The organism is Gillisia sp. JM1 (assembly GCF_000424645.1).
GTDB lineage: Bacteria > Bacteroidota > Bacteroidia > Flavobacteriales > Flavobacteriaceae > Gillisia.
Map to the genome: position 1 here is coordinate 469,403 of NZ_KE384219.1, position 12,616 is coordinate 482,018.

15 protein-coding genes are annotated in these 12,616 nt (G+C 35.5%); 1 reads left to right on the forward strand and 14 read right to left on the reverse strand.

Annotation, left to right across the window (positions count from 1 at the left end):
- Positions 1–60 precede the first annotated feature (60 nt).
- The 13 genes from rimO to recR form a co-directional block, all read right to left on the reverse strand.
- On the reverse strand, positions 61–1,413 hold the full coding sequence (gene rimO, locus H033_RS0116525; protein WP_026839295.1) for a 30S ribosomal protein S12 methylthiotransferase RimO: 1,353 nt from the start codon (positions 1,411–1,413) through the stop codon (positions 61–63).
- A 112-nt stretch (positions 1,414–1,525) separates the two neighbouring features.
- A complete protein-coding gene (locus tag H033_RS0116530; protein ID WP_034886489.1) occupies positions 1,526–1,807 on the reverse strand; it encodes a hypothetical protein in 282 nt (93 codons plus the stop codon).
- Between the two features lies 1 nt (position 1,808).
- A complete protein-coding gene (locus tag H033_RS0116535) occupies positions 1,809–3,443 on the reverse strand; it encodes an amidase family protein (RefSeq protein WP_026839297.1) in 1,635 nt (544 codons plus the stop codon).
- Between the two features lie 55 nt (positions 3,444–3,498).
- A complete protein-coding gene (gene ftsY / locus H033_RS0116540; protein ID WP_026839298.1) occupies positions 3,499–4,452 on the reverse strand; it encodes a signal recognition particle-docking protein FtsY in 954 nt (317 codons plus the stop codon).
- Positions 4,453–4,577: 125 nt separating this feature from the next.
- Positions 4,578–4,730 (reverse strand): DUF4295 domain-containing protein, encoded by a 153-nt coding sequence (locus H033_RS21440; protein WP_081661893.1) that lies wholly within the window; start codon positions 4,728–4,730, stop codon positions 4,578–4,580.
- Positions 4,731–4,738: 8 nt separating this feature from the next.
- Entirely contained in the window at positions 4,739–4,921 is a 183-nt protein-coding gene (rpmG, locus tag H033_RS0116550; RefSeq protein ID WP_010229301.1) for a 50S ribosomal protein L33, read from the reverse strand.
- A gap of 25 nt (positions 4,922–4,946) precedes the next feature.
- Positions 4,947–5,186 carry a 50S ribosomal protein L28 gene (rpmB, locus tag H033_RS0116555; RefSeq protein WP_026839299.1) on the reverse strand — a complete coding sequence of 80 codons (240 nt, stop codon included), beginning with the start codon at positions 5,184–5,186 and terminating at the stop codon, positions 4,947–4,949.
- A 158-nt stretch (positions 5,187–5,344) separates the two neighbouring features.
- Positions 5,345–6,595 carry a competence/damage-inducible protein A gene (locus tag H033_RS0116560; protein WP_026839300.1) on the reverse strand — a complete coding sequence of 417 codons (1,251 nt, stop codon included), beginning with the start codon at positions 6,593–6,595 and terminating at the stop codon, positions 5,345–5,347.
- Positions 6,595–6,933 (reverse strand): hypothetical protein, encoded by a 339-nt coding sequence (locus tag H033_RS0116565; RefSeq protein WP_026839301.1) that lies wholly within the window; start codon positions 6,931–6,933, stop codon positions 6,595–6,597. Before H033_RS0116565 ends, H033_RS0116560 begins: the two co-directional genes overlap by 1 nt.
- Positions 6,934–7,548 carry a fumarylacetoacetate hydrolase family protein gene (locus H033_RS0116570; RefSeq protein WP_026839302.1) on the reverse strand — a complete coding sequence of 205 codons (615 nt, stop codon included), beginning with the start codon at positions 7,546–7,548 and terminating at the stop codon, positions 6,934–6,936.
- Between the two features lie 10 nt (positions 7,549–7,558).
- Positions 7,559–8,335, reverse strand: coding sequence for a 3'-5' exonuclease (locus H033_RS0116575; protein WP_026839303.1), 777 nt, complete (start codon positions 8,333–8,335; stop codon positions 7,559–7,561).
- A 205-nt stretch (positions 8,336–8,540) separates the two neighbouring features.
- Entirely contained in the window at positions 8,541–9,842 is a 1,302-nt protein-coding gene (locus tag H033_RS0116580) for a dihydrolipoamide acetyltransferase family protein (protein WP_026839304.1), read from the reverse strand.
- 213 nt (positions 9,843–10,055) lie between these two features.
- Entirely contained in the window at positions 10,056–10,673 is a 618-nt protein-coding gene (recR, locus tag H033_RS0116585; RefSeq protein WP_026839305.1) for a recombination mediator RecR, read from the reverse strand.
- A gap of 104 nt (positions 10,674–10,777) precedes the next feature.
- Between recR and H033_RS0116590 the strand changes: the two genes are divergently transcribed.
- Positions 10,778–12,223 carry a sodium:solute symporter gene (locus tag H033_RS0116590; RefSeq protein WP_026839306.1) on the forward strand — a complete coding sequence of 482 codons (1,446 nt, stop codon included), beginning with the start codon at positions 10,778–10,780 and terminating at the stop codon, positions 12,221–12,223.
- Here the strand turns inward: H033_RS0116590 and H033_RS0116595 are convergent.
- Positions 12,194–12,559 (reverse strand): CoA-binding protein, encoded by a 366-nt coding sequence (locus H033_RS0116595; RefSeq protein ID WP_026839307.1) that lies wholly within the window; start codon positions 12,557–12,559, stop codon positions 12,194–12,196. The genes H033_RS0116590 and H033_RS0116595 overlap by 30 nt on opposite strands.
- Positions 12,560–12,616: the final 57 nt, after the last annotated feature.

Here is a 12,616-nt window from a genome sequence, read left to right on the forward strand (position 1 = left end):
AGATATATGTCAACTAAAAATTAAGCAATGATTAAGCTATTGTAACCAAACTTCTATTAATTATGATGTCCTAATCTTTAATTCTTTCCTAACGGGCTTAGAAACATCTGCATTCACCGGAGTTCCGTATAGGTCAAAGTCTGCCGCTTCATTTATCTTAACATCATAGAACTCACCTGTTTTTAGGTAAATCTCTGTAGCATCAATAAGAACTTCATTATCTACATCTGGTGAATCAAATTCGGTTCTACCAATAAAATGATTCCCGTCTTTTCTATCTATGATAACTTTAAAGGTTTGGCCTATTTTCTCCTGATTCAATTCCCAAGAGATTTGAGATTGAATTTCCATGATCTCATTAGCTCGCTGTTGTTTCACTTCTTGTGGCACATCATCTTCTAGATTGTAGGCATGCGTATTTTCTTCATGTGAATAGGTAAAACAACCCAAACGCTCAAAACGCATTTCTTTAACCCACTCTTTTAATTCCTGAAAATGCTCTTCCGTTTCTCCCGGATAACCAACGATCAAAGTCGTTCTGATAGTCATATCTGGAACCTCTTTTCTGAAATCTTTTAGAAGTTTAGTGGTCTTTTCATGAGTTGTTCCACGTCTCATAGATTTTAAAAGATCGTCAGAAATATGTTGCAATGGAATATCCAAATAATTACAGATCTTAGGTTCTCTATTCATCACATCCAACACATCCATTGGGAAACCTGTTGGGAATGCATAATGCAACCTGATCCATTCTATTCCTTCTACCTGCACAAGGTTTTCTAACAACTCTGCAAGATTTCTTTTCTTATAAATATCCAGACCATAATATGTAAGATCTTGCGCGATCAACACCAATTCTTTAACGCCATTAGCCGCTAAACCTTTTGCTTCCTTAACCAATTGTTCTATGGGAGTGGATTTATGTTTTCCACGCATTAGTGGGATTGCACAAAAAGAGCAAGGTCTATCACAACCTTCGGCAATCTTTAAATAGGCGTAATTTTTGGGGGTTGTAGTTAAACGCTCTCCTAAAAGTTCGTGCTTGTAATCAGCTTCTAAAGCCGCTAATAATTCTGGTAATTCTGTGGTTCCAAAATATTGATCTACATCTGGAATTTCCTTCTGAAGATCTGGTTTGTATCTTTCACTCAAACATCCTGTTACAAAAACCTTATCTACTTCTCCTTCTTGCTTTTTTGCAACATATTCCAAAATAGTGTTTACAGATTCTTCCTTGGCATTATCTATAAATCCACAAGTATTAATTACAACAATATTTCCTTCTTCTTCATGCACAACTTCTTTATCGTTTGCAAGAAGCTGCCCCATTAACACCTCACTGTCGTAAACATTCTTACTACAACCAAGTGTTACTACATTAATCTTATTCTTTCTTCTGGACTTTGTTCTCATAACCTAATACCTTTTTGAATTCCCGCCTATTACAAAAATAGTGGTAGCGGAAAACGGCTGCAAAGATACAACCTAAAAATTGATTAAAAGAAGATTAGCGGTTTTCTATATGTTAAGTAAAATACTCGTGCAGAGCAACTACCCATTCAGCCTCATAATACCTGATAGCGCTTATCACCAATACTCCTGTTATAACGAAGATCCATGAAAAGCTCTCTTTTTTTATAAGCAAACCTCCAATTATTGCGAAAAGCAAAAAAGGTAAAGCTAAAATTAGATTGGGAAGCACCCAAACATCATCAAAAAGGATGGCAATTAATTTCATTACCACATAAAACACACTGTAGAACACAATGATCTTACTTATAATTGCCTTGAAATTGGTTTTAGGCATCCTAATTTTTATAATTTGAAGGTGAAACTCTTTTGTTTGAGGCTTTTTCATAAGCCAAAGCCCAGCTAAATAGAGCTGCTTCTTGGTATGGTCTGGCAATAAATGTTAAGCCTTTTGGAGCCTTATTTTCTGCATATCCCATAGGAACAGTAATGGCTGGATATTTAGCAACCGCAGCATATGCCGCATGGTAATTATTTATAGAGAGAATTCCATCTAAATTATGAGCTTTCATAGGCACCTCAAAAAAGCGTTTCCCATTTGTGATTAATGTATCTTGAATAGCTGCAAATTCTTCAGGAGTAGCAGAATCGGCCACTATTCCATCAAACAATTTCTGCCCATAAGGTGAACGCATCAAAGTATCTGTATTGTTATAAGCCACCACATCCTTCACAGTCTTAAAAGATAAATCCTTATTTCCATATTTTTTGAAATATACAGGAAGATCTCTCTTCATCTCTAAATTAAGGAATCTAGTAAAGTTTGGAAGATCTAGATCCTCTCCTTCAAACTCAACTATTTCAGCACCTGCAGATTTAAGATCATTAATGGCTGCAACATATAAGGTATCCTCCATCAAAGATTTTAGAGCGCCAAAACGTTTCCCTTTTAAAGAAACTTCAGCTAAATCTTCATAATAATTTGAGGTGTTATTTTTGTTTTCTACAGAAGCCGGATCTTGTGAATCTCTTCCAGACATCGCAGAAAACAAGATAGCATTGTCTATTACATTTTTAGTGATAGGCCCAGGAGTATCTAAATAACTGGAAATTGGAATAATTCCCCCTCTGCTTAGTACCCCAATTGTTGGTTTTAAACCCACTAAAGAGTTCTGACTTGCAGGAGATAAAATAGAACCTGCAGTCTCAGATCCTACTGCACCCGCAGCGAAATTTGCCGCAACAGAGACCGCACTTCCGGAACTGGAACCACCTGTATCTAAGATTCTTCTTCCGTAAGGATTTAATGTTTGGCCTCCAACTGCAGAATATCCACTAGGACAATCTCCACAAAAGAAATATGCCCATTCGCTTAGATTGGCTTTCCCTAAGATAAGAGCGCCGTTTTCTTTTAGACGCTTCACTATAAAAGCGTCCCCAGTTGTGTTTTTGGTTAAAGCAATAGCACCCGCCGTAGTAGGCATGTTTGCTGTATTTATATTATCTTTTAGAAGCACTGGAATTCCAAAAATTGGATGCTTCATCATTTTATTTTTAAGCCCTTGGTCTTTATCGCGAGCTTCTTGTAAAACATTCGGATTTAATGAAATAACAGAATTTAGACTCAAGTCATTATTTCTATCATATTTCTGAATACGTTTTAAATAAAACAACACTAGTTCCTCGTAAGTAAAAGTGTTTGAAGCTATCGCTTTTTGCAAACTAGGAATATCTTGATCCAAGATAAGTGGCAATAATTGCTCATATCTATCTTCAGAAAAAGCTTCTAGTTCTGTATTGAATGGAGCCCAGATAGAATCTGATTGGATATATTTTGAATCCAAAACTTTGAATTCTCTAAAATCAGCAACTTTTGTAGTATCCTGATCAATTGGCTCCGATTTCATTTGCTTGGATTCTTCCTTACAAGCAATAACTAATAATAAGGAGAGGGAGAGTAAAAACTGTTTCATATTATATAAAAAATATTAAAATTCAAGGTTTCTAAGCAGAAATTAGAAACTATTATTATTTGAAGAACGAATCTACAAATTCAAATTTATTAAATACTTGTAGATCTTCCAATCTTTCCCCAACTCCAATATATTTAACAGGTATTTTAAATTGATCACTAATTCCAATCACAACACCACCTTTAGCAGTTCCGTCCAATTTAGTTACTGCAAGAGAGGTTACTTCTGTCGCCGCTGTAAACTGCTTAGCCTGCTCAAAAGCGTTCTGACCGGTTGAGCCATCTAAAACCAACAATACTTCGTGAGGTGCGTTAGGAATTACTTTTTGCATTACCCTTTTAACCTTAGTTAGTTCATTCATAAGGTTCACTTTATTATGCAACCTTCCTGCTGTATCTATGATCACCACATCTACATCTTGTTTCACAGCAACTTCTACTGCATCAAAAGCAACAGAGGCGGGATCACTCCCCATTTTTTGTTTTACAATTGGCACTCCGGTTCTATCTGCCCAAACTTGAAGTTGATCTATAGCGGCAGCTCTAAAAGTATCTGCTGCACCTAAAAGCACTTTTTTACCGTCCTTTTTAAATTGATGTGCTAATTTCCCGATAGTAGTAGTTTTTCCTACCCCATTCACACCAACTACCATAATTACATATGGTTTACTGGAATTATCGAAATCAAATCCATTTCCAGAGTCTGTTTCTGTTTCAGAAAGCAATCCGGCAATTTCTTCTCTTAATATTTCATTAAGCTCGGCTGTACCTAAATATTTATCACGCTCTACACGTTCTTCTATTCTCTTAATTATCTTGATAGTGGTTGCAACACCAACATCACTGCTTACCAATACATCTTCAAGATCATCTAAAACATTTGCATCTACTGTAGATTTACCGGCAACGGCTTTACTCATCTTAGAAAGAAAGGTGGTTTTAGATTTCTCTAGTCCTTTATCCAGGGTTTCTTTTTTCTCTTTGGAAAATATTTTTTTAAATAAACTCATTTCTCTTGGATGGTTTTCTTGCTGAAGTCAAACCTAGAATCAGCACAAATTCATGCGTAAATATACATAAAAAGAAAAAGCCGTCCAGATGGCTCTGGACGGCTTTTAAAATATTTTAAAATAACTTATTTTTTAGCTAAAAAGTCATTTACTTGCTCTGGAATCATAATACTTTCAACAAAAGTATAAGAGCCAGTTTTTGAAGATTTCACCATTTTAACGGCTTTTGATAATCTCTTAGATCCAGTTTGTAACGATGCTACTGATTTTTTTGCCATGACTTATATTATTTAATTTCTTTATGAACCGTCATTTTCTTAAGAATAGGGTTAAATTTCTTTAACTCCAATCTGTCTGGCGTGTTCTTTTTATTTTTTGTTGAAATATATCTTGAAGTACCTGGTTTACCAGATTCTTTATGCTCTGTACATTCTAAGATAACCTGTATTCTATTGCCTTTCTTTGCCATTTTCTCGTGTCTTTATGGTTTAGGATTATTTGTTTAAAAATCCTTTTTCTCTAGCATCTTTCATGACAGCAGAGATCCCTTTTTTATTGATGTTCTTTAATGCAGAAGCAGATATTTTTAGGGTTACCCACTTATCTTCTTCGGGAATATAAAAACGTTTTTTTAATAAATTGATATTAAATTTACGCTTGGTTTTATTCATGGCGTGAGACACATTGTTCCCAACCATTGCTTTTTTACCTGTAAGTTCACAAACTCTTGACATTGTACTATTCTTTATCTTGTTATTTCAAAACAGGCTGCAAATTAACGATTTTTTTAAGTAACTGCCAACATAAAAATAAAATTTTTTATAGCTTATTTACTGTTTATCACTAAGATGCATTCTAGTTGTTTTGATATCAAATACTTCTGATATATATATTAATTAGAAAGAAGCTCTTTAAGCAACATTTCCAATGCTTTATTCACTGTTTTTTTTACTACTTGTTCCCTACTTCTTCCAAATTTAAATTCTTCAAAGAAAACTTTCTCTGGAGTAGCAATTCCAATAAATACCGTCCCGACCTCTTTATCACTGTCACCTTTATCGGGTCCAGCATTTCCTGTGGTCGCAATTGCATAGTCTGATTTAAAAATTAGCTTAGAATTCCGTGCCATTTCTTCTGCAACCTCCGCACTAACCACAGTGTTTTTCTCGATAATAGCACGAGGAATACTCAAAATGTCTTCTTTAGTATCCGTCGCATAAGTCACAATTCCGCCTCTAAAAAAGGTAGAAGCTCCCGGATTTATAGTGAATTTTGTTGCTAACTCCCCTCCCGTACAACTCTCTGCAACAGATAAAAATTGATTTTTCGTATTCAATAATTCCCTAATTGTGATGCTGATATCTTCATTCTCTCCATTAACATCAGAAATTATATCGTGCAAGATCGGATATATCTTTTCAAATTCTTTTTCAATAGAAGATCTAAGCTCCTCCTCATTAAGTCCTTTTCCCGAAAGCCTTAACCTGACAGTACCAAAATTTGGCAAATAAGCAAGTTTAATATGAATAGGCAGGTTGTTCTCCCAGTCCTCTAATCTTAGAGCAATAGCACTTTCCCCTAACCCATAGGTTCTAATGGTCTTATGATAGATAAATGGCCTCTTAAACTCCTTTATTAATCTTGGTAAGACTTCCCGTTCCATTAATGATTTCATCTCGAATGGGATCCCAGGCATTGCAATAAAAACCTTTTCATCTTTTTTCATCCACAAGCCAGGAGCTGTCCCAAACTCGTTATGTAGTGCAATTGCTTTTGAAGGCATTAGCGCTTGTTCCCTGTTAAGATCTGAAATAGGAGTGCTAATATATTTAGCAAAAATAGACTCAATATGTTTTAAAACATCATCATCTCTTTTCAGGGAATCTTCTAAAAACTCACATAAGACTTTCTTAGTAATATCATCTTTAGTAGGACCCAATCCGCCGGTGATCAAAATGATATCTGCACGTTTAGAAGCTTCTTTAAGAGTAGTAAGAATATGTTGACGCTCATCTTCCACAGAAGTGATTTGATGAACAGAGACACCTATCTTATTGAGCTCTTTGGCAATATGTGCCGAATTTGTATCTACAATTTGACCAATGAGAATCTCATCTCCAATTGTAATTATTTCTGCAATCATTAGATGGTAAAATCATTTTTCAACTCTCTTTCCGCCAATCTAACCTTAGCTGATATCTTTTCACCCGCATCCCGAGCATTTGTTTCGCGCTCCTTTCCTTTAGACCAAGCCTCGATTACTAATATATTATCCATCTGATTCAAGCCAAAAAGCTGAAGATTAGGCTTCATCTTATGGGCATATTGATAGGCTAATGCGGGATTACTGCTAGAAATAGCTTCAGACATTGAAGCTACATCTGGCGGAATTTCTTCCAAAAATGTTTGAACAATTATCTTCACAAAATCGTCATCCCCACCAGCCATTTCTATTACGTCGTCTAAGTTGTAGTTCTTCATTTATTTTACCTGTATTGAAAATAGTTGCTTTTCTTCTATTAGTCCAGTTAAGACATCGTTAACCTCAACCTTACCAACTCCTTCTGGAGTTCCAGTAAAAATAATATCCCCGATTTTTAAAGTGAAATACTTTGAGACATATGAAATAATCTCATCAATTTTCCACAACATATCACCAGTATTCCCTGTTTGCACAGGCTGATTATTTTTAATTAAGCTAAAGTTAATATTATTTAGGTCGGAAATAGATTTTTTATCAATCCATTTCTCTCCGATAACTGAAGCACCATCAAAACCCTTCGCCTTTTCCCAAGGCAAACCTTTATCTTTTAAATTTTGCTGAAGGTCTCTAGCCGTGAAATCTATACCTAATCCAATCTCGTTGTAATATTTATGAGCATATTGCTCTTCTATATATTTCCCTACCCTATTTATTTTCACCAGCACTTCAACTTCATAATGAACATCATTGCTAAAGTCTGGTATAAAAAACGGTTGTTTTTTTAAAAGAATTGAAGTATCAGGTTTTAAGAATATAACTGGATCCGTTGGTTTTTCATTCTTTAATTCTGAAATGTGGGCGCTATAATTTCTCCCGATGCAGATTATTTTCATAGAAGCCCTACTATTTAACTTTTGTATTTAGCTTTCTCAATTTTATCCTGGTTAGGATTTTCTTAGTGTATAATGGAAAGTCGGCATTTTGGATCCATCCGAAATATCCAGGTTCCTCTTCCAAGACCTTTTCTACATGTTTTCCTTTGTATTTCCCAAATGCAAATACCTCTTGCCCTTTTTTATCGAATGCTATAAATCCTGCAAAGTCTGCAAATTTTCTTCTTTCACTGTAGTTAGATAGCCATGACATATCATTCTCCAGATCTTCATATTTGTCTAGCTGAGATTTCAAAACCTCGTAGGTAGCATTCGTATCTGCTTCGGCACCATGTGCCCCTTCCAGATCTTTATCACAATAGAATTTATAGGCCGCAGACAGTGTTCTTTGTTCCATTTTATGAAAAATAGTTTGCACATCTACAGATGCCTGACTTTTCATATCAAAATCTATATCTGCTCGCAATAATTCTTCAGCAAGCAACGGAATATCAAATCTATTTGAATTATAACCTCCCAGATCGCAACCTTTAATCATTTCATAGATTTTAGGTGCCAACGTATTAAAAGTGGGTTCATTTGCTACTTTTTCATTAGAAATTCCATGAATAGCAATTACCTCAGCCGGAATATTCATTTCAGGGTTCACCAACCATGTTTTACTTTCTTTATTGCCATTGGGAAATACTTTTAAAATAGAAATTTCTACAATTCGATCTTTAGCAACATTAGTTCCAGTGGTTTCAAGGTCGAAAAAGCAAATTGGTTTTGTGAGTTTTAACTCCATAAAATAGTTGGTTTTTGTAAAGATACTATATTTTGAATGTTCTAAAAATTCAAAGTCGTCTTCAGTAAAAATGTTTTGTTATCTAATTTTAGAAAACTTAAAAGCCACTTACACTACATAATTAATGAAGTATTTGTGGCTTTTTAAGGGTATATGTTTTGAGAATCAAAAATCTTGACAGGGAAATTAAACTCTCAATGAAGGATTAAACTTCTCTATTCTTGTCAAAAGCTTCCAGATACTGTGCAACACGTTGCACAAACTGTCCTCCTAATGCTCCGTTCACCACACGATGATCATAACTGTGAGATAAGAACATCTTATAACGAATTCCAATAAAATCTCCTTCCGGAGTTTCTATAACCGCTGGCACTTTTCTAATCGCTCCAAGAGCCAGAATAGCCACTTGTGGCTGATTGATAATTGGAGTTCCCATGATACTTCCAAAAGTACCTACGTTAGTTACCGTATAGGTTCCCCCTTGGATATCCTCTGGTTTTAATTTATTCTCTCTGGCTCTATTTGCAAGATCGTTCACAGCTTTCGCCATTCCTACAAGATTCAAAGTATCGGCATTTTTAATAACCGGTACAATTAAATCGCCATTACCAAGTGCCGCAGCCATTCCAAGGTTTATATTTTTTCTTTTAATAATTTTATCACCGTCTAAAGCTATATTGACCATTGGAAAATCTTTGATAGTCTTAGCTACTGCTTCCATAAAGATTGGAGTAAAGGTTAATTTCTCTCCTTCTCTTTTTTCGAAAGCTGTCTTGTTTTTGCTTCTCCAATTCCAAATATTGGTTACATCTACTTCTATAAAAGATTGAACATGCGCAGAGGTTCGAACACTTTCTACCATGTGATGCGCAATCATTTTACCCATTCTACTCATTTCGATGATCTCATCTCCTCCATTTACACTAACAGGGGCAGAAGGCTTTTTAGAAGCCGGAGCCGATTGAGCAGGAGCAGATGTACTTGCCGTAGATTTAGGCTGAGAACTTCTATTTTCTAGATGTCCTAAAATATCATTTTTGGTAACTCTGCCATCTTTTCCTGTTCCTTCTAAGGTTTCCAACTCCTGAAGGCTTACTCCCTCTTTTTTAGCGATATTTTTCACTAATGGAGAATAGAATTTGGTAGAATCAGAGAAATCTGTTTCTGAAGCACTCTTGGCTGAAGTCAGCATTTCTTCTGCTTCTTCAACTAGTGCTCCTTCTGGTTTTTTAGCTTCCGTAGGCTGTGCCTTAGAATCATCTTCGCCTTCTATTTCAATAATAGCTATAGTTTGTCCAACTTGCACTACATCATCTGGCTCAAAAAGTTTTTCAATAAGCACACCATCTACCTCACTTGGAACTTCACTATCAACTTTATCTGTTGCTATTTCCAGTACTGCCTCATCTGCTTCAATAGTATCTCCAACTTCTTTTAACCAGCTAGTGATTGTTGCTTCTGCGACGCTTTCCCCCATTTTGGGTAACTTAAGTTCAAACTTTGCCATATTATTATCTCAACGATGTTTTTTATAGTTCTGATTGCGAAATTACTTAATTTAACGCTTCATAAGTATTAAATATGTAATAAAATTATTTTTAAAGCTGAATTCAACCTCAAAACAACCTCTTCTGATGCTTGTAAAATTACGATTCTGATCCTTTAAATTAAAGGGAATCTGATCATTTAAAGAAAATTCAAAATGAATTGTCCGCAGCCTTTAGCTTTTTAAGGAGCTCTCAAATGGAATCCTATTGGTAATACTTCTTCCCAGAGTAACTTCATCTGCATATTCCAATTCGTCTCCTACAGAAATTCCTCTTGCGATGGTAGAAGTCTTTATATTCAAACCTTCCATTTGCCTGAAAATATAAAAGTTGGTAGTATCTCCCTCCAAAGTACTACTTAGAGCAAAAATAATTTCTTCAACTTCTCCTTCTTTTACCTTATCTACTAAAGATTTTATGGTTAACTGCGAAGGTCCAATCCCATCCATAGGGCTTATCTTACCTCCAAGCACATGATATAATCCGCGGTACTGACTTGTATTTTCAATAGCCATTACATCCCGGATATCTTCCACTACGCAAACGATCTCACGGATCCTGTTTTTATTGGAACAAATCTCACATAATTCTGTATCGCTGATATTATGACAGTTATTACAAAGTTTGATTTTTGTACGCAAATTCACCAAAGCTTCTGAGAGTTGTGTGGTTTGGTCTGCCGGTTGCTTTAATAAATGCAGCACAAGTCTTAATGCGGTACGCTTTCCCACCCCCGGAAGCTGGGACATTTCGGCTACGGCCTGTTCCAATAATTTTGAAGAAAAATCCATGTTCCAAAATTACGTTTTTTCTAGGATACTATTAAATTTTAGTAGCGCATACTAAACAAGAACTTATGCATTAATTTGTATTTTGGCTGCGAAATTGAAATTCTATGCAACCAGCTTACATCCTACTCTTAATAGCTTCCTATTTTGGAGCATTATTAATAATCTCCTACTTTACCGGAAAAAATTCTAATAATGATGCTTTTTTCAAGGCCAACAGGCAATCGCCTTGGTATGTTGTTGCTTTTGGAATGATTGGCGCTTCGCTTAGTGGTGTCACCTTTATCTCAGTTCCTGGATGGGTAGAAGCTAGCCAGTTTAGCTATATGCAGGTGGTATTAGGTTATATTGTAGGATACGCAGTAATTGGATTGGTTTTACTCCCGCTTTATTATAGAATGAACCTTACCTCCATTTACACCTACCTGGAAAGCAGATTTGGTAAATATTCCTATAAAACAGGAGCTTCTTTCTTTCTATTGTCCCGAGTTGTAGGTGCCAGTTTTAGGCTTTTTCTGGTAGCCAATGTTTTACAAATAATTCTTTTTGATGCTTTAGGGATTCCCTTTTGGGCCACAGTTGTTATGACCATTGCTTTAATTTGGCTATATACTTTTAAATCTGGCATAAAAACCATTGTTTATACTGATACTTTACAAACCCTTTGTATGCTTATTGCTGTGGGAGTTAGTATTTATTATGTCTCTGATAGTTTAGGGATTCAAGGAAGTAATCTAATTGGTCATATTGCAGATAGTGACTTCTCTAAGATGTTCTTTTTCGATGATTTCAAAAGTGCCAACTACTTCTGGAAACAGTTTATTTCTGGAGCTTTTATAGCGATCGTTATGACAGGTTTAGATCAGGATATGATGCAGAAAAATCTTACCTGCAGGAATCTAAAGGATGCACAAAAGAACATGTTCTGGTTTACCATAGTACTCACTTTCGTGAATTTGGTGTTTTTGGCACTGGGTATGCTGCTTACAGAATATGCCAGATTAAACGGAATAGATGCTTCTAAAGATGACCTCTTCCCAGTGATTGCTACACAAAGCGGATTGGGTGCTGGAATTGCCACCTTCTTTGTATTGGGACTAATCGCTGCGGCATACAGTAGTGCAGATAGTGCTCTTACTGCACTTACCACCTCTTTTAGTATCGATATTTTAGATATTGAAAAAAGATATGAAGCCGCTAAACAAGAAATTGTTAGAAAGCGAATCCATGTCGCAGTTTCTATCGTGCTAATTCTCGTAATAGTAAGTTTTAAGTATATTATTAAGGATGAAAGCGTAATTGCTAAACTCTTTGTATTCGCCGGGTATACCTACGGCCCGTTACTTGGACTTTATAGCTTTGGACTTTTTACTAAATGGATGGTTAAAGATAAATTGGTACCTGTAATCGCGATTTTATCCCCAATAGTATGCTATCTAATAAGTATTAATAGTGAACTTTGGTTCGGATTTGAATTTGGCTTTTTTGTACTTATTCTAAATGGAGCTTTAACATTCTTAGGTCTAATATTGATTCGTACCCAACATAATTAAGGTACATGCATTCTCAAAGTCAATATTATTTTCCCTCAATAACCTGTATAATTCAGGGTTCTCCGTACCGGGATTAAAAATCACCCTTTCAGGATGCAGGGAAATTATATAATCATAATATTCCTCCTGTCTTTTTGCATTTAGATATAAAGTGATGGTGTTGATGTCCTGGAATTCTTCCTTTTCTGTTACTATATCTACTCCGCCAACGTTCCCTTTTTTAAGTCCTAAGGCCACAGTTGGTTGTTTATATTTTACCAGTCTGTTGATCGCTAAATTTGAGTATCTGGCTGGATTTAATGAGGCTCCCAAAACCAATGTTTTTTTCTTTTCCATAATACTAAATTTAAAAAAAATCCTTCTGTGTAACAAATAAAAATCCAGGTGTCTTTT